The 21441-nt window shown below is 64.7% G+C and carries 20 protein-coding genes and 1 pseudogene; 11 read left to right on the top strand and 10 right to left on the bottom strand.

Annotation, left to right across the window (positions count from 1 at the left end; all coding sequences use genetic code 11):
* Window positions 1–73 precede the first annotated feature (73 nt).
* Together VJV41_RS11320 and VJV41_RS11315 are read left to right on the top strand one after the other, a co-directional pair.
* Window positions 74–718, top strand: coding sequence for a TetR/AcrR family transcriptional regulator (locus VJV41_RS11320; RefSeq protein ID WP_325333670.1), 645 nt, complete (start codon window positions 74–76; stop codon window positions 716–718).
* Window positions 718–1956: a glycosyltransferase gene (locus VJV41_RS11315; RefSeq protein ID WP_325333669.1), complete on the top strand. Its 1239-nt coding sequence runs from the start codon at window positions 718–720 to the stop codon at window positions 1954–1956. The genes VJV41_RS11320 and VJV41_RS11315 overlap by 1 nt, the downstream gene beginning before the upstream one ends.
* Window positions 1957–2491: 535 nt before the next feature.
* Here VJV41_RS11315 and VJV41_RS11310 read toward each other — a convergent pair.
* Window positions 2492–2790: pseudogene (locus VJV41_RS11310) on the bottom strand (transposase); the annotation flags it as partial.
* Window positions 2791–2909: 119 nt separating this feature from the next.
* On the opposite strand from VJV41_RS11310, the gene VJV41_RS11305 reads away from it, so the two are divergent.
* From VJV41_RS11305 to VJV41_RS11290, 4 genes are all read left to right on the top strand, one after another.
* Window positions 2910–3869 carry a hypothetical protein gene (locus VJV41_RS11305; RefSeq protein ID WP_325333667.1) on the top strand — a complete coding sequence of 320 codons (960 nt, stop codon included), beginning with the start codon at window positions 2910–2912 and terminating at the stop codon, window positions 3867–3869.
* A gap of 38 nt (window positions 3870–3907) precedes the next feature.
* Window positions 3908–4219, top strand: a complete 312-nt coding sequence (locus VJV41_RS11300; RefSeq protein ID WP_325333665.1) for a DUF732 domain-containing protein — start codon at window positions 3908–3910, stop codon at window positions 4217–4219.
* A gap of 63 nt (window positions 4220–4282) precedes the next feature.
* On the top strand, window positions 4283–5077 hold the full coding sequence (locus tag VJV41_RS11295; protein WP_325333663.1) for a hypothetical protein: 795 nt from the start codon (window positions 4283–4285) through the stop codon (window positions 5075–5077).
* Window positions 5078–5370: 293 nt separating this feature from the next.
* Entirely contained in the window at window positions 5371–6276 is a 906-nt protein-coding gene (locus VJV41_RS11290; RefSeq protein ID WP_325333661.1) for a hypothetical protein, read from the top strand.
* 408 nt (window positions 6277–6684) lie between these two features.
* Here VJV41_RS11290 and dnaB read toward each other — a convergent pair whose 3' ends face one another.
* The 9 genes from dnaB to VJV41_RS11245 all read right to left on the bottom strand — a co-directional run bounded on the left by dnaB (window position 6685) and on the right by VJV41_RS11245 (window position 15602).
* A complete protein-coding gene (gene dnaB / locus VJV41_RS11285; protein WP_325333659.1) occupies window positions 6685–8067 on the bottom strand; it encodes a replicative DNA helicase in 1383 nt (460 codons plus the stop codon).
* Between the two features lie 482 nt (window positions 8068–8549).
* The gene (gene rplI / locus VJV41_RS11280; RefSeq protein ID WP_325333657.1) at window positions 8550–9005 is read right to left on the bottom strand and encodes a 50S ribosomal protein L9; all 456 of its coding nucleotides are present in this window, start codon (window positions 9003–9005) and stop codon (window positions 8550–8552) included.
* A 16-nt stretch (window positions 9006–9021) separates the two neighbouring features.
* Window positions 9022–9276: a 30S ribosomal protein S18 gene (gene rpsR, locus VJV41_RS11275; protein WP_325333655.1), complete on the bottom strand. Its 255-nt coding sequence runs from the start codon at window positions 9274–9276 to the stop codon at window positions 9022–9024.
* Between the two features lie 41 nt (window positions 9277–9317).
* Window positions 9318–9827, bottom strand: coding sequence for a single-stranded DNA-binding protein (locus VJV41_RS11270; RefSeq protein WP_325333653.1), 510 nt, complete (start codon window positions 9825–9827; stop codon window positions 9318–9320).
* A gap of 108 nt (window positions 9828–9935) precedes the next feature.
* Window positions 9936–10226 (bottom strand): 30S ribosomal protein S6, encoded by a 291-nt coding sequence (gene rpsF, locus VJV41_RS11265; RefSeq protein ID WP_325333651.1) that lies wholly within the window; start codon window positions 10224–10226, stop codon window positions 9936–9938.
* Window positions 10227–10351: 125 nt separating this feature from the next.
* Window positions 10352–10990, bottom strand: a complete 639-nt coding sequence (locus VJV41_RS11260; protein ID WP_325333649.1) for a DJ-1/PfpI family protein — start codon at window positions 10988–10990, stop codon at window positions 10352–10354.
* Between the two features lie 13 nt (window positions 10991–11003).
* Complete coding sequence (locus tag VJV41_RS11255; protein WP_325333739.1) at window positions 11004–12659, bottom strand: glycosyltransferase family 87 protein; 1656 nt, start codon at window positions 12657–12659, stop codon at window positions 11004–11006.
* 20 nt (window positions 12660–12679) lie between these two features.
* Complete coding sequence (locus tag VJV41_RS11250) at window positions 12680–15010, bottom strand: transglycosylase domain-containing protein (protein ID WP_325333647.1); 2331 nt, start codon at window positions 15008–15010, stop codon at window positions 12680–12682.
* A 166-nt stretch (window positions 15011–15176) separates the two neighbouring features.
* Window positions 15177–15602 carry a DUF5318 domain-containing protein gene (locus VJV41_RS11245; protein ID WP_325333645.1) on the bottom strand — a complete coding sequence of 142 codons (426 nt, stop codon included), beginning with the start codon at window positions 15600–15602 and terminating at the stop codon, window positions 15177–15179.
* A gap of 112 nt (window positions 15603–15714) precedes the next feature.
* Between VJV41_RS11245 and VJV41_RS11240 the strand changes: the two genes are divergently transcribed.
* The 5 genes from VJV41_RS11240 to VJV41_RS11220 all read left to right on the top strand — a co-directional run bounded on the left by VJV41_RS11240 (window position 15715) and on the right by VJV41_RS11220 (window position 21431).
* Window positions 15715–16572 carry a DUF1707 domain-containing protein gene (locus VJV41_RS11240; protein WP_325333643.1) on the top strand — a complete coding sequence of 286 codons (858 nt, stop codon included), beginning with the start codon at window positions 15715–15717 and terminating at the stop codon, window positions 16570–16572.
* Window positions 16573–16695: 123 nt separating this feature from the next.
* Window positions 16696–17241 (top strand): PadR family transcriptional regulator, encoded by a 546-nt coding sequence (locus tag VJV41_RS11235; RefSeq protein WP_325333641.1) that lies wholly within the window; start codon window positions 16696–16698, stop codon window positions 17239–17241.
* A 54-nt stretch (window positions 17242–17295) separates the two neighbouring features.
* Complete coding sequence (locus VJV41_RS11230; RefSeq protein ID WP_325333639.1) at window positions 17296–18372, top strand: inositol-3-phosphate synthase; 1077 nt, start codon at window positions 17296–17298, stop codon at window positions 18370–18372.
* A 28-nt stretch (window positions 18373–18400) separates the two neighbouring features.
* Window positions 18401–19297 (top strand): alpha/beta hydrolase, encoded by an 897-nt coding sequence (locus VJV41_RS11225; RefSeq protein WP_325333636.1) that lies wholly within the window; start codon window positions 18401–18403, stop codon window positions 19295–19297.
* Between the two features lie 55 nt (window positions 19298–19352).
* Entirely contained in the window at window positions 19353–21431 is a 2079-nt protein-coding gene (locus tag VJV41_RS11220) for a PhoX family phosphatase (protein ID WP_325333634.1), read from the top strand.
* The last annotated feature ends 10 nt before the right edge of the window (window positions 21432–21441 follow it).

The following is a 21441-nucleotide window of genomic DNA, read 5'->3' as shown; positions in this document are numbered from 1 at the left end:
TCCCCGATTCATGTTAATAGTGTTAATGTCAAACGTACGCTTTTCGTGATAACGTTGTCAACATCAAATTCTGGTGGCCGTCACTGGGTCGGTCACCCCGCAGAGTCCGGAGTCGCACCGCACCATGAAGGCTCGTCGTTCCTATGACATGACCTCCCGGTCGGCCGCCGCCGCCGAGACCGCAGACCGGATCGTGGCCGCAGCGATGACGCTGCTGGAATCGGTGCCGATCACCGACATCACCTTGGGTGACATCGCCGCCAACGCCGGAGTCACCGTGCAGACCGTGCTGCGCCGCTTCGGCGACCGGGACTCGGTGTTCGCCGCGGCCATCGAACGATTCGCCCGCGAGGTGTTCGCCCAACGCGGCGCGGCCGAGCCCGGCGACCCCGCCGCAGCGGTGACAAATTTGATTGACCACTACGAGCGCTCCGGCGCCCTGGTGCTGAAGATGATCGCCGCGCAGGGCGCCTCCCCCGCACTGGGGGCCATGGTTGCAGGCGGCGCGGCATACCACCGGGACTGGTGCGCCAGGGTGTTCGCGGCGTCGCTGACCGATCTCACCCGCACTGCGCGGGCCCGTCGGCTGGCCCAGATCACCGCAGTCTGCGACGTGCGGACCTGGCAGCTGCTGCGCCACGACGGCTCACTGAGCCGCGCCCAAACCCACACCGCGATACTCGAACTGCTCGAGCCGCTCCTGAAACCCACCGGCTAGTGGCCACCATCCTGGCCTACACCTCACCGGCGCTGGGCCACGTCTACCCGATCACCGCGCTGCTGCAGGAACTGCGATCGCGCGGGCACCGAGTCGTGGTGCACACCTCGGCAGCCGCCGTCTCCCTGAGTCGGGCCGCCGGATTCGAGGCCGCCGCAGTCGATCCGCGCATCGAGCAGGTGACCCTGCGCGACTGGACGGCGGCAACCCCGCTCGGGGCACTCAAGCTCACCATGGAGGTGTTCGGCGCCCGGGGCATGCTCGAGGTCGACGACGCCCGCCACGCCATCGACGAAGTCGAACCCGACGCGCTGATCATCGACGCCAACTGCTGGGGCGCCGCCTCGGTGGCCGATGCCGCCGACCTCCCGTGGACAGCGTTTTGGCCCTACCCGCCGTTCCTGCGCTCACGCGGCGTACCGCCGTTCGGGCCGGGGTTGGCGCCGTGGCCGGGCCTGGCCGGGCGGCTGCGCGACGCCGCACTACGTCCGCTCACCACCGGTGCACTCGAACGCGCGATGCTCTCCGCACTTACCCGGGTGCGCAGCGCCGCCGGCGCCACCGCGGTAGACAGCGCCGACGAATTCGTCGCCCGCGCACCACTGCTGCTGCTGGCCAGCGCCGAGCCCTTCGAATACCCCCACCCCGACTGGCCGGCAACGGTGCACTTCATCGGCCCCTGTGACTACGACCCCGCTCCCGCCGCCGCCCCGACCTGGCTCACCGACATCGATCAACCCATCGTGCTGGTCACCAACTCCACCGAGTATCAAAACGATTCGGCGCTGCCCGTGGCCGCCATGCAGGCACTGGCCGACCATCGGGTGCACGTCGTGGCCACCTTCCCCTCCGGCGTCCCACGCGACGCGAACCCACCACCCAACGCCACCGTGGCCCAGACCGCCCCCCACGGCCTGATCCTCGATCGCGCTGTCTGCGCGATCACCCACGGCGGCATGGGATCAACCCAAAAGGCACTCGCCCGCGGCGTGCCAGTGTGCGTCGTGCCCTACGGACGCGACCAACTCGAAGTCGCGCGCCGCGTTGAAGTCGCCCAATGCGGCACCCGCCTGCCAGCCCGCAAACTCACCGTCGGGCGGCTACGTCGCGCAGTCGACCAAGCGCTGCTCATGACCGACGGCGCCCAACGCGTAGCCCAGGGCTACGCGGCCACCGGCGGCGTCACCACCGGCGCCGCACTCATCGAAGACCACCTCCTGGGCAGCAGACCGGCCTGACCACCCTCCGACCGATGCACCGGCCTGTCGCCCGTGACCGACAACCCAACCAGCAACCCATCAACTTTCGACCGGCGCCGTGAACTAACCGATTAGGCAAAATCTGTTCAGGCTTCCGTCCGCAGCGGTACAGCCGCAGTCCGATGGCGTCGCCTGAACGTCTAACGCCGGGGGGGCAGTCACACAGTCACGGCCCGGGTGCTTGCGTGGCATCGACACAACGACGTTGGCTCGGGAGGTTTCGTGCGTGAGTTCGGTGATCACCGCCGAGAGCGTTCTGGTCTTGGTTCGCGGTTTGCACGCGGCCACGCATCGTTTGAAGTCACCGCCGAGTCGCAACGGAGATCACCGCCCACGAGGCGTGCCCCCCTGACTGCAGCGCGAATGTCGCCAAAACTGTGATCCCGCAACAGAACTGAAAGACAACTATGTCCGGCGCACCCGACACCATCGCCACCTACTCCAAAGCCTTGCAATGGCAACCCGTAGGTCCGCTCGACGAAAACGGGAAGGGAATCTTGGTCTCCCTGATGTATGGCGACCTCGCCCAGTCGTTCATCTCCTCGATCACCTTGTCGGTGATCCGGCTGCTCGTCTCTTTGGAGACTGAGGCGCCCGTAGATCTCGGCGAAATGCGCCGAGATCTCGCCGGTGGTCGAGCCTTTGGCATACAGCGACAGCACCACCTCATCCACACCGGACAGCCGCCGCTGGCGCTTTGATGATCTGGGGCTCAAAGGTGGCCACCCGGTCTCGTGGCATGTCGAGCTCCGCAGGACCGGTGGTATCGGTGAGCACCGTCTTGGCCCGCGTGCCGTTGCGGATGTTGCCCGTTCCCGCATGATGCGGTGCGAGTCCGGTCTTGCGGGGTGACCGACCCAGTGACGATCACCAGAATTTGATGTTGACAGCGTTATCACGAAAAGCGTACCTTTGATTTTAACGTTATTAACATGAATCGGGGGATGGTCATGCAGGATCAATCGGCTAAGCCCGCCGCGGACCTCGTTGGGGTCACAAACTCAGGGCTGATTGAACATCCGATGGGGCGCCATGGGGAAGCCGCTGCCAACCACGCGACATCGCGCCAGCGCAAACGCCAACCCGGCCGGGCGCATGCCGCCACCGCGGCGATGACCCTACTCACCGTGCTTGGCTCGTTGAGCGGCCCTGCCCCGGCCCAAGCGCAGCCAGTAGCGCCGCTTCTACCACCACCGCTTGCCCCCGCATGCACCTCGTGGCAGTTCCCGGGCGGTCCAGTCACTTTGCTTTACCCGCCCATCGGCAAGACCGTCTTCGGCGTCCCCGCCGGCACGCACGTCGATGCATCCGGCCAAACGATCGGGGACAACGGCAGTCCCCCGTTGCCAGTGCACGTCGTCGGCGACATCCTCGGGCACAGTTTCACGCTCACGGTGAACAGGGACAACTTCGAGCCGTTGAACTTCATCGGACAGATCCGCGACGACAACAAAGCCCACGGCTTCTACCAAATCGGCCAAACTGGCTCGGAGGTCAACTTTCAAACTGCGGAACCATTGGTCTGCCAGTCTGCCCCCGAGCCTCCCCTCGCCCCCGCTCCTGCGCCAGCCCCCGCTGCAGCTCCCGCTCCTGCCGAGCCGGCGAAGGTGGCGCCGACCAACGCGGTTCATCTGAGCTTCGACAGGGACCTGGTGACGTGGACGGCGAATGTGACGAACTCAGCGGATCTGGCCGGCAAATGCACCTACAAGGCGACTAATCCGCTACTGCCCGGAGTCAACAAGTCCTTCACCATCGACCCCAACGGGACGGCGAGTTTCCCCGTGCTCGCCCCTCCGGCCTTATCCACCTACCACGTCGTGGTGTCCTGCCACGGCACCTTCGACGGCAAGGACGTCGAATTCGGTCACGAAGAACAGGATGTGCCGTGACCTCCACGTACCCCGTCTGCCACCAGAAAGGAACGACCATGAATTCGATTCTTCGGAACACCGCGCTGCTCGCGGGTGCGCTGAGCGCTGCAGTGCTGGCGTGCGCCCCAATCGCGGCCGCCAGTACCGGGAGTTTTCTCGACGAGCTCAACACCAACAACGTCTGGTTGCCGCAGAAGTCGTCCGCCGAGGTGATCGACGCGGGCTACCAAACCTGCTCAGAACTGAAAGGTGGTACCTCGGTGCTCGATGAGATGACCGCCGTGGAGCAGAGGTACCACTTCGATCAGGGCACGTTATTCGTCAGCGCCGCAACAACACATCTGTGTCCCGACTTCGCCGCCGGATAGAAGCAGTCAGATGAACCCCCCACCCGTCCCGTTGACAGCGCCGAGGAAGCCGAGGAAAGAGTCGTGACCAGAACACGAGTATCCGCACCACTTACCATCCTGGCCACCATGATCGGCGCCGGAACATTGGCGATGCCAGCCGCACACGCCGATCCGCTCGACCCGATACGAGCCGCCGCCAACAACGCACGTAGTCAAACATCTTGCGCGGCGCTGAATTACAGCAGGGATCTCGAAGGCCAGGCGCAGCACGAGGCAGCGAATGCCCATCCCGGAGTGCCCCCGTTCGGCCAATACAAGGGCACCTTCATCGTCCTCAAAGCTCATGGCGATCACGAAGACGTGCAGATCCGTCGCGTCATCGACGATCCTGTGAGCAAAACCGCATTCAGCGACTGCGACTACAAGGACTTCGGCGTGGGCTTCGAGAGCGACTTGATTGGGGGCGATTCCTTCGACGTCGTCACCATCGTGTTGGGCAAACCTGCGCCGGCCCCCGCCCCGCCGCCAGAGCCTGTCCCCGACCCGGCGCCTGCGCCCGCTGCAGCTCCCGCTCCTGCCGACCCGGCGAAGGTGGCGCCGACCAACGCGGTTCATCTGAGCTTCGACAGGGACCTGGTGACGTGGACGGCGAATGTGACGAACTCAGCGGATCTGGCCGGCAAATGCACCTACAAGGCGACTAATCCGCTCCTGCCCGGAGTCAACAAGTCCTTCACCATCGACCCCAACGGGACGGCGAGTTTCCCCGTGCTCGCCCCTCCGGCCTTATCCACCTACCACGTCGTGGTGTCCTGCCACGGCACGTTCAACGGCAAGGACGTCGAATTCGGTCACGAAGAACAGGATGTGCCGTGACCGCCACGTACCCCGTCTGCTTGCCCACCGCGAAATCGTATCTTTGATATTAACGCCACTAAAATGAATCGAAGATGGTCATGCATGGTCGATCAGCTAAGTCCGCCACGGACCTCGTTGGGGTCACCAACTCAGGGCAGCTTCAACATCGGATGCGGCGGCACGTGACCACGATGGAAGACGGGTTCTGTCGACGGGGCTCGCGGGAGGGGTTCGGCCATGACGATCATTCACCGCGCCGTGGTGCCTGTCCTTAAGGACGCCGCGTTCAGCACGACGCCGGGGCAGCTGCGATGAGCGGGCAGGCGAAGTGGGACACGGACTGGAGTGATCTTCTTCGCGGGTTTGTGACCGCCGAACCTACGGCCACGTCGTGGGGACCGCTGCTGGATCCCGACGACTTGCACCATGTGCCGGGCCGCATCGACGTGTTCGTGCGCGGTGGAGACAACGCCCTCTACCAAAGCACATATGAGAAAACCGGCGGCAAGTACCAATGGCGGTCCTGGGAAACGCTTCACGGAACGTTGACGTCGGCTCCTGCGGCGGTGACCCCGTCGCGCGGGCGCATCGACGTGTTCGTCCGCGGCCATGATGACACGTTGTTTCAATTGACATTCGACGATGGCCGCTGGGGGGACTGGCAACCGCTGGGCATTTTGTGGCCCGGCGATCCGGCGGCCGCCTCATGGGGGCCGAATCGTTTCGACCTGTTTGGCCGGAACGGCGACAACACGTTGCTGCACCGCTGGTATGACGACGGCGACGACGGGTGGAATTTGCTTGGCGGAACGTTGACGTCGGACCCGGCGGCGGTGTCGTGGGCCCCTGGACGCATTGATGTCGTCGTCCGCAATGGCAAGAACGCGCTCTCGCATATCGCCTATGACGACGCCCAGGGCGGTTGGGGCCCGTGGGAAGACCTCGACGGCACCCTGACCTCCGACCCCGCTATCACGTCGTGGGGTGAGAACCGGCTCGACGTGTTCGTCCTGGGCCACGACAGCACGGTGTGGCACCTGCCCTATCAGGGCGGCTGGCAAAGCTGGGAGCCGCTGGGTGGGCATGGGACATCGGGTCCCTGCGCCACCTCGTGGGGACCCGACCGCATCGATGTCTTCGTCCGCGGTGGTCACGATAACCGGACCGAGAGCTCCAACTACGGGCTGTGGATGAAGACATACAGATCCGATTCGTAGCCGTCGAAGATGCTCGAGCCGCTGCTTGCGTCGGGCCTGGCATCCGCTCCCGAGCCTGCGACTTATCCACTCGAACGGGCGGCTGCGGCGATCGATCCCAACCCGGATAAGACCGCTGCCGTGTCACGGGCGACCTTTGGCGACAATCAACGGAAAGCGGCATCGGGTCCTCGCACCCAAACCATCGCGTGGAGCTATACCGACCGCCCGTCCGGCCACCGAACCCCGGCAGCAGCATTTCACCGACACACCGCTTCTTCCTCGAACTGCTCACCCAATTTCGAACCATTCACCAAATTTCGAACCATTCACCAAATTTCGAAAATCTCACTTTCATGTCCAATTGGACATCGAGTGGACATTTCGAATGAGAATTGGACATAAAGTTTGAGAAGCCACAACAAACAACTACGCCTTGGCCATGTTGGTGAACCGCGACAGGTGCAATTGATGCGCGACGGTGATGGTCTTGGTTGGGCCGTTGCGATGCTTGGCCAAGATTAGGTCCGCTTCGCCACCGCGCGGATCGTCTCGTTCGAACGCGTCAGGCCGGTGCAGCAGGATGACCATATCCGCATCTTGTTCGATCGCGCCCGACTCCCTCAGATCAGACAGCATTGGCTTCTTGTCGGTGCGTTGCTCCGGGCCGCGGTTCAGCTGGCTCATCGCCACCACGGGAACTTCCAGTTCCTTCGCCAGAAGCTTGAGCTGCCGGGAGAATTCAGACACTTCCTGTTGGCGCGACTCGACCTTCTTGCCGGATGTCATCAGCTGCAGATAGTCAATGACAATCAGGCTTAGGTTGGCCTTTTGCTTGAGTCGACGCGCCTTTGCCCGGATCTCCATCATCATCAGGTTCGGCGAATCATCGATATACAAAGGCGCTTCGCTTATTTCACTCATCCGCCGCGCGAGCCGGGTCCAATCATCGTCACTCATCCGGCCCGACCGCATGTCGGCCAACTTGATTCTCGCCTCGGCTGATAGCAGCCGCATCACGATCTCTGACTTGCTCATCTCCAGGCTGAAGATGACGCTCGACATTCGATTCTTGATCGAGCAGGACCGCAAGAAATCTAAGCCAAGCGTCGATTTGCCCATACCCGGCCGCGCCGCGATGACGATCATCTGGCCGGGGTGCAGGCCATTGGTTACCTCGTCAAGATCTGTGAAACCGGTTGGCACGCCACGGGCCAGGCCGCCGTTGGATGCGATGGCGTCGATCTCGTCCATCGTGGGCTGCAGCAGATCCTCGAGCGGCACGAAGTCTTCCGACGTGCGTCCCTCGGTGACGTCATAGATCTCGGCCTGCGCCCGGTCCACGATCTCAGTGACATCCGCGCCCTCAGCGCCCGCGTAGCCGTACTGCACGACGCGCGTGCCGGCCTCGACCAGCCGGCGCAGCAGCGCCTTCTCCGCCACGATGCCCGCATAGAACCCCGCATTCGCAGCGGTCGGCACGGTGGAGATCAGCGTATGCAGATACGGGGCACCACCGATACGGCGCAACAGGCCGCGGCGATCCAGCTCGGCGGCGACCGTCACCGCGTCGGCCGGCTCGCCGCGTCCGTACAGATCCAGGATCGCGTCGTAGACGTTCTGATGCGCCGGGCGGTAGAAGTCTGAGGGACGAAGCCGCTCGAGCACATCGGCGATCGCGTCCTTGCTGAGCAGCATGCCGCCCAGTACCGACATCTCCGCGGCGTTGTCCTGTGGGGGCTGCCGCCCGAAGTCCTCGCTGGGGGGCGGGACGTCCATACCCGAGTGGCCGAGGTCATCCACGACAGCCATGGCGCGTCCTGCCTCCTCCCTGGATCGAACGTACATTCGACAGTCTGACACCGCGACTGTAAGTCCCGCCACCGACAAGACGCTTCCGCAACTACCGGAATCTGTCCGCGACGGCCAACGCTAGACGTTGCTGGGGACCACGCAAGTGGGTCTTGTTAGTAGACCTGTGGATGGGGTGTGGATACCTCCGGCCACCCATGTTGAGTCGTTGGGGAGAACTTGTGCATGAATCGGCAGTTTTCGTGTATCCGCGCAGATAGTCGCACGATAAACGGCGTTGACTCTTGTGGATGACAATTCACTCGGCGTGTCGGGCCGGGTTGCGGTCCCGGGCGTGTTGTGTTGCGCGGGAGCGCCATGCAGGTTAACAGCTCGTTAGCTTCGCTGACGGCCGAATGGGGCGCAAAGTTCGCCAGCCCATACAGCAACAGCCGGGTGACGGCGGATCACCGCCCTCACCCGGCTTAATTGACGCTGTGGTACTACCCGGCGACGACGTTCAGCGACACCGCGGCGTCCACCTCGGGGTGCAGCCGCACCCCGATCGGGTGGGCACCCACCGACTTGATGTGCGCTTTTGGCAGCTGAACGGTGCGCTTGTCCAGATTCGGGCCGCCGGCCTTCTTGATCGCCGCGACGACGGCTGCCGGCGTCACCGAGCCGAACAGCTTTCCGGTGTCCGGCGCCGCCTTCACAGCCAGCTCGACCGGACCGAGTCCCTCGATCGCCGTCTTCAGCTCATTGGCATGCTCAAGACCCTTGACGCCCTTGAGCTCCTGGGCGCGACGGATTTCCTCAGCCTGCCGTTCGGCACCACGGGAGGCCACGATCGCCAGCCCACGGGGCAGCAAGAAGTTGCGCCCGTAGCCGTCCTTGACCTCAACCCTGTCACCGGCCGAACCCAGATGCTCGACCTCAGCAGTAAGAATCAGTTTCATCTCTTCAGGTCCTGTCTTAACGCGTCGACGCGCTGAACGGCAGCAGAGCGACCTCACGGGCGTTCTTGACCGCGATCGCGATGTCGCGCTGGTGCTGTACGCAATTGCCCGTCACGCGCCGCGCACGGATCTTGCCGCGCTCGCTGATGTAGGTGCGCAACAGCTGCGTGTCCTTGTAATCGATCGTCTGCCCCTTCTTGGAGCAGAACACGCACTTGCGCGTCTTGATCGGCTTCTCGGGCGCCGGGCGCCGCTTGGTGGCCTTGGCCATGTGTCTATCTCTTTCTGGAATTGCTGATCAAAAGTTGTTGTCTAGAAGGGCGGTTCGTCGTCGCCACCGCTGAACGAACCCGACGCGGGCGCGCTGCCCCAGGGGTCGTCCTGCTTGGCCTCGCCGCTGCCCGAGCCGCTGCCGCGCGAACCCCCGCCGCCGAATCCGCCGCCACCGCCGCCGCTGCGGCTCGCCTTGTTCACCTTGGCGGTCGCGTAGCGCAGCGAGGGTCCGATCTCGTCGACCTCGACCTCGAAGACAGTGCGCTTCTCGCCCTCACGGGTCTCGAACGAACGCTGCTTGAGCCGGCCCTGCACGATCACCCGCGAGCCGCGAGTGAGGCTTTCGGCCACGTTCTCGGCGGCCTCACGCCAGATGTTGCACCGCAGGAACAGCGCCTCGCCGTCCTTCCATTCCCCGCTCTGGCGGTCATAGATGCGCGGTGTCGACGCGACCGTGAAGTTGGCCACGGCCGCACCCGACGGGGTGAACCGCAGTTCCGGGTCGGCGGTCAGGTTTCCGACGACGGTGATGGTGGTGTCACCAGCCACGAGCTTCCTCCTGGGCAGATTGTTCGGCTCTTCGCGCAAGCGCTCATCGCTGCGGTTTGTTGCGCGCGAGCCTACGCAACGCGCACGACAGCCGACGCGTGTTCGGGACTAGTGCTTGTCCGTGCGCATCACCTTGGTGCGCAGCACCGACTCGTTCAGTGACAGCTGACGGTCCAGCTCGGACACCGTGGCCGAATTGGCCTTCACGTCGATCACCGCATAGATACCCTCGGCATGCTTGGCGATCTCGTACGCCAGCCGGCGCTTGCCCCAGATGTCGACCTTGTCGACAGTGCCGCCGTCCTTACGGACAACGTTGAGGAAAGCCTCCAGCGACGGTGCAACGGTGCGCTCGTCGAGAGTGGGGTCAAGAATGACCATGATTTCGTATGGACGCATGAGAACCACACCACCTCCTACGGTCTTGTTCGGCCACGGTCGATCCGTGGCAGGAGGGTTACCTGCGTCGGCAACCGGCCCAGGCTACAGGAATGCCCGCTGATCTGCGAAATCGCGCGGACACGTCAGGCCCGGTGTCGGTAGAACTCCTGTGCCAGCTCCCTGACTGCGTCCGAAGCCTTGGCCCAGTCGCCGGAGTCGAACGGCGGCCGCGGGTCGTATTCGATCATCAGCTGGCTGGCCTCGGCGGCCTCACGGTTGACCAGTAGCTCGACTAACCGCAGCGCCATATCGATGCCGCTGGACACCCCGGCCGCGGTGATGATCCGTTGCGGCAGATGCTCCACTACGCGCTGCGGCACGTACTGCGCCCCCAGCGAGTTGAACAGCTCTTGCACGCGCCAGTGCGTCGTGGCCGTGAGCCCCGTGAGTAGACCGGCCGCCGCGAGCACCAAGCCGCCCGTGCACACCGACGTGGTGAACACGGAATGCTCGTGCGCCTCGCGCACCCAATCGAGGACTTCGGCGTCGTTGATCAGCACGCGTGTGCCGATACCGCCGGGAAACACGACAACGTCGGGCTGTGTGAGTTCGGCGAACGACTTGTCGACCATCATGCCGAGCATGTCGTTGTCGCTACGGACCTCTCCACGCTGATGGCCGACGAAGACGACGTCGATCGATGGAATCCGTTGCAGCACTTCGTAAGGACCGATTGCGTCGAGCGCAGTGAATCGCTCGAACATTGGAATCGCAACCAACATCGGCGGCCTCTCGTCAGGTGCTTCGCGCCAGATCCGGTTCGGCCTCGGGCTCTGCGGCGACCGCCGGTGTGACAGTCGTCCGACCCGCGGCCGGGCGCAGCCAGTCGGGCAACCACCGCGGCGGAGCATCGGGCGCCCGATCAAACACTCCGCCCGACGGGTCGTCGACCTGCCCGCCGCACCTCACGAGGTCCAACTCCGGCCGATGGATCTGCCGAATCACCAACGCGCACAACGCTATGACCGCAATATCGCGGAGGAGCACCGCGGCCGTGAACCATTGTTCGGGCAGCCCACGGTTCTGCTCGCCATACAAGAACAGCATCCGTGGCACCCAGACCAGCATGTCGATCGTCATCCACGCCAACAGAATCCGGCGGTGCGGCAGCGCCAGCACGGCCAGCGGTACCAACCACAGCGAGAACTGCGGACTCCACACCTTGTTCGTCAGCAGGAACACAGCGACCACGAGGAAGGCCACCTGCGCCACCCGCGGTCGCTGTTTGGCGGTCAGCGTGATGTATGCGATTGCGACACAACACGATACGAACAAGGCAGCCGACACGGTGTTCAGCACTGTCGGCGGCTGCCAAAACCCAAGGTTCTGATCGAACCCCTGCCAGCCGGTGAACGACTTGACGACGTTGTACAGCGAGTCCATATCGTCACCGCGGCGGGTGTTGAGCCGGAAGAACTCCGACCATCCCCGCGGGAACAGCACCATCACCGGCAAATTCACCAACAGCCATGCCACCACCGTGGCGACCGCCGCCTTGCCCACCTCACGCAACCGACCGGTCCGCACACCGAGGAGTACCAGCGGCACGAAGAGCAGCAGCGGGTAGAGCTTGACCGCCACGCCCAGTCCGATCAGCACGCCCGCCAGCCACGGTTTTCGCCGCGCCCAGGCCAACAGTGCACCGGCCGCGAAAGCCGTTGCCAGCGCGTCGAAATTCGTAAAGATCTGAAAAATCAGAATCGGCGAACCAGCCACCAACGCCGCGTCCCAGATCCGTCGCGGACCGGCAAGTCTCGTGGTCGCCCACACCGTGACCAACCACGCCAGCGCCAATCCGAATGCAGCGATGTTGAAGAACATCACCACCTCGGCGATGACCGGTACCGAAATCAGTTTGGTCAGCGCCGTATACGTCTTGGCCAGCGCCATCGACACGTACTGGTAGATCCCGGTCAGTACCGGATACTCCATGTAGCGCACGGCGGTATTGCCGTCGTACTGAAGACGCGGCTTGCCGGTGCTGTCGGTCTCGACCCAGCTCGACTTGTAAGGAAACTTCCCGAGGTTCAACAATTCCGCGGTGTAAAGCGGCACCGTGTCGGAGTAGCACAGCTCGTAATACGCGCGTTGGTTCTCCCAGTTGCCCACCCGTTGGTCGGCCGGGCCGTGGCCGGTGGTCTGCAGGCACGCCGCTTTCGTCGAATACCCGAGCGCGAGAAAGACCAGAGCGATCATCAGCATCACGCGAAGCGGCGTCAGGAACCGCGCGCGGCCGATCAGCGCATGCCTCCCGACGGGCCCGCCGATCACTCCGGAAAGCGCGGCTCCGATCGTGTCGGTGCGACTTGGCAGGTCGCGGTTATCGAGGCTGCGCCGGTCTTCTGCGAGCGGAGCCGGCGATACAACACCAGCCAATGCCGTCGACGACACCGTCTCCCGGTCGGTCTCGGTCACGGGGGCGGCGGTGGCGGCGGGACCCCGGGAACGTCGCCTGGTCCCGGCGCGGGTCCGACCGGCGTCGGCGGAGCGAGGGGCACGGTGGTCGGTGGGCCGAGCGGAATCGTAATGCCCGGCGCCACTTCGATAGTCGGCTGGATGACCGTCTCCGACGGCGGAGCGGGCGCGGTTGTCGACGGGGGCGGCGGCGCCTGCGGCACACCCGCATAGCCGCCGATCTCGGTTGGCTTCGGGAAGGTCTCGTTGTCGGTGCCCTTCAGTGCGCCGTCCATCGTCGACTTCCAGATGTCCGACGGCAGCCCGGACCCGTACACCGGCGAGCCCGACTTGTTCTCCAGCGGCTTGGTGCCCTCGGTCGTGCCGACCCACACCGCTGTCGACAGCGACGGCGTGTAGCCGACCATCCACGCATCTCGGTTCGCGTCGGTGTCGCCGAGCTGGTTGGTGCCAGTCTTGGCCGCCGACACCCGTCCACCGGCGAGGTTGTGACCCCTGGAATAGCCGGCGATCGGCTGCATTGCCGACGTGACGTTGTCGGCCACTGCCTTATCGATGCGCTGCTCGCCCGAGTTGTCCTGTCCACTCGCGTCGAAGAGCACCTCGCCCTGCGAGTTGACCACCTTCTGCACGAAATGCGGCTTGTGATATACGCCTGATGCCGCCAGCGTTGCGTACGCCGATGCCATGTCTAGAACACGAGTTTGGTACTGGCCCAACACGACTCCGTTGTTCGGCGGTCCACCCTTGCCGTCCTCCGACAGCGTGTGATCTACGCCTGGAAAGCTTTCTGCGACGCCCGCTTTGTGCGCGGCGTCGGCCACGTCTTGCGGGCCATTCTTGAGCTTGAGCATCAGCCGGTAGTAACTGGTGTTCAGCGACCGCTTGAGCGCCTCGGCGATGGAACAGGTGCCGCAGCCCTCACCCTCGACGTTGGTGATCTTGATTCCGTTGACCGTTACGGGCGAGCTGTCCACCTGATAGCCCAGACCCATGCCTTGCTGCAGCGCGGCCACCAACGCGAACACCTTGAACGACGAGCCCGTCGGCAACCCGGCCTGCGCGAAGTCGAACCCGTTGGCGTCCGAACCACCGTAATAAGCCTTCACTGCACCGGTGCGCGGATCGATGGACACCACCGCCGCGCGCATGTCGGGATCCTGGCCCTCCATGTACTCCGACATCGCATCCTCGGCGGCCGTTTGCGCCTTGGGGTCGATGGTGGTGGTGATCTGCAGACCCTGGGTGTTCAGTGTCTGCTCATCGATGTTGAACAGGTCGAGCAGTTCCTTCGTGACCTGCCGTTCGATCAGGCCGTTCGGCCCGGTGGTCTGGTCCTGCGAACGCGCCTGCTCGGGCGGCACCGTCGGCGGGAACTGTTGTGCAGCACGGTCTTGCGGCGACAACGCGCCCATTCCGACCATGCCGTCGAGTACCCAATTCCAGCGTTCGGCCGCGCCTTCCGGGTTGATCGCGGGATCCAGCCCCGACGGCCGCTGGATGAGTGCCGCCAGCAGCGCGCCGTCCGCGACGGTCAGCTGCTCGACAGGCTTGTTGAAGTACGCCTTGGCTGCCGCGGCGATCCCGTACGAACCCCGGCCGAAGTAGATGATGTTCAGATACGACTGCAGCACTTGGTCTTTGGACCATTCGCCGGACATCTTCGTCGAGATGACCAGCTCCTTGGCCTTGCGGACCAGCCCGCCGACCCCCGAGCGCTCCGAGCCGACCAGTGCGTTTTTGACGTACTGCTGCGTGATCGTGGAGCCGCCCTGCAGGTCCCCGCCGAAGATGTTGTTCTTGATCGCCCGGGCGAAGCCGGAGAATGAGAAGCCCGGATTGGAGTAGAAGTCACGGTCCTCGGCCGCCATCACCGCATTGCGCACATGCACCGGGATCTGGTCGATGTTGACGTCGACGCGATTGCCTTCCGGCGGAACGATTTTCGCGAGCTCGCTGCCGTCGCCGGCGAGGATCGTCGAGACCTGGTTGGTCCGGATGTCACCCGGTTTTGGCACGTCGACGATGAGATAGGCCATCCCGAACGTGACCATCGGCAGCACGATCAGCACAGCCACCGTCGCGTACAGGCCGCGGCGTACCCACTTCCAGTTGATCTGCTCGCGAATGCTCGGCCGCGGGCCGGGTGGTCCAGCAGGCGGCCCACCGCCACCCGGTGGTCGGCGCGGCGGAGCGGGCGGCGGTTGCTTCGGTGGCGGTACGCCGTCCAGTGCCGCCTTGACGACGTCGATCGGATCGCGCAGATGCGGTGGTCTGGCATCGCGGATCGCCGGCAAAATCGCCGTGTGGCTGTCGTCATGCGGCATCGACGACGCACGGGGCCGGCGCGGCGCCTCGGGCCCTGGCGGGCGATGCCGACCGACGTCGGCCTGGCGGGGCGGCCCGTCGGGTCGGGGTTGCGGACGCGCGCCAACACCATCAGCCCCCTGCCCCGTGCGGACATCGCTGGCTGACCGGTCGTGGCGCCCTTCGTTATTCACTGGCCGTGCGCGCGCGTCCGCGCGCCGTCCGAGTGCCTCGCGACCCCTTGGGAGGTGGGACGGCGCCGAGCACATACGACTTGACCAGGTGATTCCAACTGCAGGTGCGGCATACCTCCACCACGTGTACGGAAAACTCGTCGTAACGCGTTGCCAGCAGAACCAACTCCTCGGCGGTGCGCGCCGAACCGGACACGGCGCCCAGGTGATCTCCGAAAACCCATGACACCAACGTGAGCTGTTCCTTGCGACAGATCGGGCATGTCACCGAACTCGGCTTGCCGTGATATTTCGCGGCCCGCAGCAGATACGGGTTGGCGTCACAGACCTCAGTAACCCCGGTACGTCCGGAATAAACCTCAGCGAGCAGCGAGCGGCGCCGAAGCGCGTAATCCACCACCTGTCGCTGCAGTCGCACGGAGACCAGAGTACGTCGGCCCCGCGACCGCCGAGGCGCGACGCCACCGCCTCCCCGCCGGGATCGCCATCTGGTCTGCGGCGATGGCAACCCTGCTCCTACGATCATCGTCGTGGCGACCAGGCAGACGGCAGGAACGCGGGCGAAGGACAGCGACCGCAACGACACCTGCAAGATCCTCGACAGTGCGTTGAGCGAGGGACAGCTGTCGATGGCCGAGCACGGCGACCGGGTCAAGGCCGCGACCAACGCCGCGACGCTGGGCCAGCTGCAGGATCTGGTTTCCGACCTTCAGAACTCAAACGCGCCCGTTCAGCTGCCAGATCTCAAGAAGCCGTCGCGGCTCGGCGGCGGCAATTGGAAGTTCGGCCTCGCCGTGTCCGTCGTGCTGGTGCTGTTGGGCATTGCGATCGGTTGGGGGCTGTACGGCAACACGTCATCGCCGCTGAGCTTCACCTCCGACCCGGGGGCCAAGTCCGACGGAATCCCGGCCAAGGTGCTGACGCCACCCAAGCAACTGCAATCGCTCGGCGGCCTGAACGGGTTGTTGGAGCAGATGAGGCAGCGCTTCGGCGACACCATGGGATACAGCCTCACCATCTACCCCGACTACGCCGTCCTGTCCCGCGCGGATCCCACAGACGATCGACGGAAGCTGAGTTATAGCTACCGCGGTGGCTTCGACGATCCGTCGACATCGGCGAAGGACGACGACGACGTGCTCGTGGACGTCGCTGCCTTCGACGTCAAGGCCGCTGTCGGCATTCTGCGGGGCGCGCCTGAGACGGTCGGCCTTCAACAGAAGGACGTCAAGCCGAACAGCACGTACCTGTCCATCGACCCGACCCGTGATCCGCTGACTCCCGGCGCGCTGGCGCTGAGGGCCAGCGTGTCCAGTGATTTCGGCAGCGGATCCATCACGTTCGCCGGCGACGGCACCATCAAGCGCATCGATTCGGCCATCGACTGAGGTTCGCCGCTCGTCAACGGTACGCAACCATTTGTTGGCACCGAATATATCGGCGCGATACTATTGCGCGAGGTGTCGAAGCGTCGTAGCGAATGAGCTGCGTTTCTTGGGGAGGTGATTCGATTGCTGGAACTGGCCATCCTGGGGCTCCTGCTCGAATCGCCCATGCACGGCTACGAGCTGCGCAAGCGACTGACCGGCTTGCTCGGCGCCTTTCGGGCGTTCTCCTACGGCTCGTTGTACCCGGCGCTGCGGCGCATGCAGACCGACGGCCTGATCGTCGAGGACGCCGCGCCCGAGGGAATCCCGAAGATGCGCCGCGCGCGGCGCGTCTACCAGCTCACCGATGCCGGTAAGCAGCGCTTCACCGAACTGGTCGCCGATACCGGCCCGCAGAACTTCTCCGATGACGGATTCGGCGTTCACCTCGCGTTTTTCAACCGCACTCCGGCCGAGGCCAGGATGCGGATACTCGAGGGGCGTCGCCGTCAGGTGGAGGAGCGTCGTGAGGGCCTGCGTGAAGCTGTATCGCGGGCCAGCAGCTCGATTGATCGCTACACCCGGCAGTTGCACCAGCTCGGGTTGGAATCCAGCGAGCGTGAAGTCAAGTGGCTCAACGAGTTGATAGCCGCCGAACGGTTGGCGCAGGGGCGCGCCGAGCAGCCGTGAGTAAGACCAAAAGCGTGAGTAAGACCAAAAGTTAGTGAGAGGGAGAACGTCGTCATGACTGAGAACACCGACATCCGGGTCGCCATCGTCGGCGTGGGCAACTGCGCGTCCTCGTTGGTGCAGGGCGTGCAGTATTACCAGGACGCTGACGAGACGGCCACGGTGCCCGGTCTCATGCACGTGCGTCTAGGCCCGTATCACGTCCGGGACGTCAAGTTCGTCGCCGCCTTCGACGTCGACGCCAAGAAGGTCGGCTTCGACCTGTCGGAGGCGATCTTCGCGTCGGAGAACAACACCATCAAGATCGCCGACGTGCCGCCCACCAACGTCACGGTGCAGCGCGGTCCGACGCTCGACGGCATCGGCAAGTACTACGCCGACACCATCGAGGTGTCTGACGTCGATCCGGTCGACGTGGTCAAGGTGCTGCGCGATAACGAGGTCGACGTGTTGGTGTCCTACCTGCCGGTGGGCTCCGAGGAGGCCGACAAGTTCTACGCCCAGTGCTGCATCGACGCCGGTGTGGCGTTCGTCAACGCGCTGCCGGTGTTCATCGCCAGCGACCCGGTGTGGGCCAAGAAGTTCGAGGACGCCGGTGTGCCGATCGTCGGCGACGACATCAAGAGCCAGGTCGGCGCGACCATCACCCACCGCGTGATGGCCAAGCTTTTCGAGGACCGCGGCGTGCAGCTCGACCGCACGATGCAGCTCAACGTCGGCGGCAACATGGACTTCCTGAACATGCTCGAGCGCGAGCGGCTGGAGTCCAAGAAGATCTCCAAGACTCAGGCCGTCACGTCGAACCTGCAGCGCGAGTTCAAGACCAAGGACGTGCACATCGGCCCGTCCGATCACGTCGGCTGGCTCGACGACCGCAAGTGGGCCTACGTGCGGCTCGAGGGCCGCGCCTTCGGTGACGTGCCGCTGAACCTGGAGTACAAGCTCGAGGTGTGGGACTCGCCCAACTCGGCCGGCGTCATCATCGACGCGGTGCGCGCGGCGAAGATCGCCAAGGACCGCGGCATCGGCGGCCCGGTGGTGGCCGCGTCGGCGTACCTGATGAAGAGCCCGCCGAAGCAGCTGCCCGACGACATCGCGCGGACGCAGCTCGAAGACTTCATCGAGGGCTAGGAGTTCGGCGTTTTGTAGGGTCAACGGCGTGAGTGAGATCTCCGCCGACGACGAACTGGCCTCGCTGGGGGAGTTCACCTTCCTGCAGGAGAACGCCCGGCAGGCCGGCGTCGACGAGGTGCCGCCTGTACAGCGGATCGATTCCGGTCCGCTCAGCGCGCTGAAGTTTGGGGATGCGCCGCCGCGGGTCGTGTTCCTGCATGGCGGCGGCCAAAACGCCCACACGTGGGACACGGTGGTCATCGGGCTCGGTGAGCCGGCGCTGTCCATCGACCTGCCCGGCCACGGGCGTTCGGCGTGGCGCGAAGACGGTGACTACGGACCGAAGCTCAACGCCGTCGCAGTGGAACCGGTGGTGCGCGAGTTCGCACCCGACGCCGATCTGGTCGTCGGTATGTCGCTAGGCGGACTGACAGCGATCCGGTTGGCGGTGTCCGCCCCGGACCTCGTGCGCAAGCTGGTGCTTGTCGATGTCACACCGTCGGCGCCGGAGCGGCACACGCAGATGACGGAGGAGCAGAAGGGCACGGTCGCGCTGGTGGAGGGCGAACGGACGTTTCCGAGCTTTCAGGCGATGTTTGACCTGACCATTGCAGCGGCGCCGCATCGGGATCGAGAGTCGTTGCGCCGCGGTGTCTTTCACAACTCCAAACGCCTCGACGACGGCAGCTGGTCGTGGCGCTACGACACGATGCGCAGGGGCGAGGGGTTCGACAGTCTTTGGGACGACGTGCCGCAGCTGACCGTGCCGACGACGCTCGTGCGCGGCGCGAATTCGGCCTTTGTGAACAACGAGGACGCCGACGAGTTCGCTCGCACCGCCCCCGGCTTCCAAGAAGTGCGAATGGTCGAGAACTCCGGGCATTCGGTACAGAGCGACCAACCGCTGGTGCTGATCGAGATTCTGCGCGAGATCCTCGGCTAGCCGCGCGTCGCCTACTGTTCACCTCCTGCTAGCCGCGCTGCCGTACGTTCCGGCTGTGGCCCTCGTTCCGTTGAATCTCCTTGTCACCCATCACGGAAAGTCGTCCCGGCAACATGTGACCTGCCGTTACCGCTGCGGCGACGCGTGCGCACAGCCACCCAGCAACACCAGCGACGGCGAGTACTTCGGCGACATGGTCAAGGCGGTATCCCGCCGTGACCTGCTGCGTGCGGGCGGCATCACCGTCCTGGCCGTCGGTGCCGGGTCCGCCCTGGCGGCTTGCTCGAACGCCGGGTCGACGACGGCAACGCCGACCTCCAGCGCCCCCAACCAACCGCCCGCCGGCATGAACTTCACCGCCGTTGCGCCAAACACCGAGGACGCTGTCGTCATCCCCGACGGCTACCAGCAGAAGGTCGTCATCCGCTGGGGCGATCCCGTCGTGCCAGGCGCGCCGCAGTTCGACGTCCGGGCGCAGACCGCCGCCGCACAGCGTCAACAATTCGGGTTCAACAACGACTTCGCCGGGCTGCTCCCGATCCCCGGCGCACAGCACCGCTACCTGCTCGTGGTCAACCATGAATACACCACCGAGCAGTTCATGTTTCCCGGCTACGACCCCGACAAGCCCACCCGCGACCAGTTCGACATCGGGATCGCCGCGCACGGCCTGACCGTCGTCGAAGTCGAAAAGCGCAACGGCACACTGACTCCCGTAATGGGCACCTACAACCGCCGTATCACCGCCGACAGCCCGTTCATGCTCACAGGCCCCGGCGCCGGCAGCGACTTCGTCAAGACGCCCGCCGACCCGACCGGCCGTACCGTCGCAGGCACGTTCGCCAACTGCTCCGGCGGCGTGACGCCCTGGGGCACCGTGCTCTCCGGCGAAGAGAACTTCTATTCGTACTTCGGCACCGCCAAGGACGCACCCGCCGCGGGAAACCCCGTCATCGCCGACCGCGAGGACCGTTACGGATTCGAGGCCAAACCGAGCGAGCGCAAATGGGAGACGTTCGACCCGCGGTTCGACTTCCGCAAGACGCCCAACGAAGCCAACCGGTTCGGCTACATCATCGAGCTGAACCCGTTCGACCCGAAATCCACACCGGTCAAGCACACGGCGCTCGGCCGGTTCCGGCACGAGGCCGCGACCGTCCACGTCACCGGTGACGGCACCGTGGTCGTCTACACCGGCGACGACGAACGCTTCGAATACATGTACAAGTTCGTCTCCGACAAGAAGATTCAGCCCGCCTGGGAAACCGGGGACCCCGCGGCCGTCGCGCACAACATGACACTCCTCGAGGAGGGCACCCTCTACGTCGCCAAGTTGTCCAGTGACATTCCGCCCGGCGATATCGACGGCTCCGGCAAGTTGCCGGCGAAGGGCTCGTTCACCGGCAGCGGCACGTGGATCCCGCTGCTGAAATCCGGACCGAACGGAACCGGTCAATCACTCGTGGACGGCATGACTGCGCAAGAGGTCTCGGTGTTCATCCGGTTCGCCGCCGACAAAGTGGGCGCGACGAAGATGGACCGGCCCGAGGATTTCGAGGCCAACCCGAAGACCGGCAAGGTCTACGTCGCGCTGACCAACAACGACAAGCGCGGCACCCAGGGCAAGCCGCCGGTCGACGCCGCCAATCCCCGCAACGAGAACAAGAACGGGCAGATCCTCGAGATCACCGACGACCACTCCGGCACCAGCTTCACCTGGGACCTGCTGCTGGTGTGCGGTGATCCCAAGGCCGCCGACACCTATTTCGCCGGGTTCGACAAGACCAAGGTCAGCCCGATTTCGTGCCCGGACAACCTCGCGTTCGACAGCCACGGCAACCTGTGGATCGCCACCGACGGCAACGCGCTCAAATCGAACGACGGGCTGTTCGCCGTCGCGCTCGACGGACCAAACCGCGGCGAGACCAAACAATTCCTCACCGTGCCGAAGGGTGCGGAGACCTGCGGGCCGGTCGTGACCGACGACCTCATCACGGTGTGCGTGCAGCATCCCGGTGAGGGCGACGACTACAGCATCGACAAGCCGTTGTCGCACTGGCCAGACGGTGGCGATGCGCCCGCACGGCCCTCGGTCGTCGCGGTGTGGAAGACCGACGGCCAAATCGGCGTCTAGGTTGGGATTC

The organism is Mycobacterium sp. (genome assembly GCF_035274705.1).
In the GTDB taxonomy this organism is placed as follows: domain Bacteria; phylum Actinomycetota; class Actinomycetes; order Mycobacteriales; family Mycobacteriaceae; genus Mycobacterium.
This window is presented reverse-complemented; position numbering and strand designations above follow the sequence as displayed.

Bases quoted from the DNA above. Each gene is read 5' to 3' on its own strand.
- VJV41_RS11290 (WP_325333661.1), top strand. From the start codon at position 5,371: ATGAGCGGGCAGGCGAAGTGGGACACGGACTGGAGTGATCTTCTTCGC.
- rplI (WP_325333657.1), bottom strand. From the start codon at position 9,005: ATGAAACTGATTCTTACTGCTGAGGTCGAGCATCTGGGTTCGGCCGGT.
- dnaB (WP_325333659.1), bottom strand. From the start codon at position 8,067: ATGGCTGTCGTGGATGACCTCGGCCACTCGGGTATGGACGTCCCGCCC.
- VJV41_RS11230 (WP_325333639.1), top strand. From the start codon at position 17,296: ATGACTGAGAACACCGACATCCGGGTCGCCATCGTCGGCGTGGGCAAC.
- rpsF (WP_325333651.1), bottom strand. From the start codon at position 10,226: ATGCGTCCATACGAAATCATGGTCATTCTTGACCCCACTCTCGACGAG.
- VJV41_RS11300 (WP_325333665.1), top strand. From the start codon at position 3,908: ATGAATTCGATTCTTCGGAACACCGCGCTGCTCGCGGGTGCGCTGAGC.
- VJV41_RS11260 (WP_325333649.1), bottom strand. From the start codon at position 10,990: ATGTTGGTTGCGATTCCAATGTTCGAGCGATTCACTGCGCTCGACGCA.
- VJV41_RS11305 (WP_325333667.1), top strand. From the start codon at position 2,910: ATGAATCGGGGGATGGTCATGCAGGATCAATCGGCTAAGCCCGCCGCG.
- VJV41_RS11250 (WP_325333647.1), bottom strand. From the start codon at position 15,010: ATGCCGCATGACGACAGCCACACGGCGATTTTGCCGGCGATCCGCGAT.
- rpsR (WP_325333655.1), bottom strand. From the start codon at position 9,276: ATGGCCAAGGCCACCAAGCGGCGCCCGGCGCCCGAGAAGCCGATCAAG.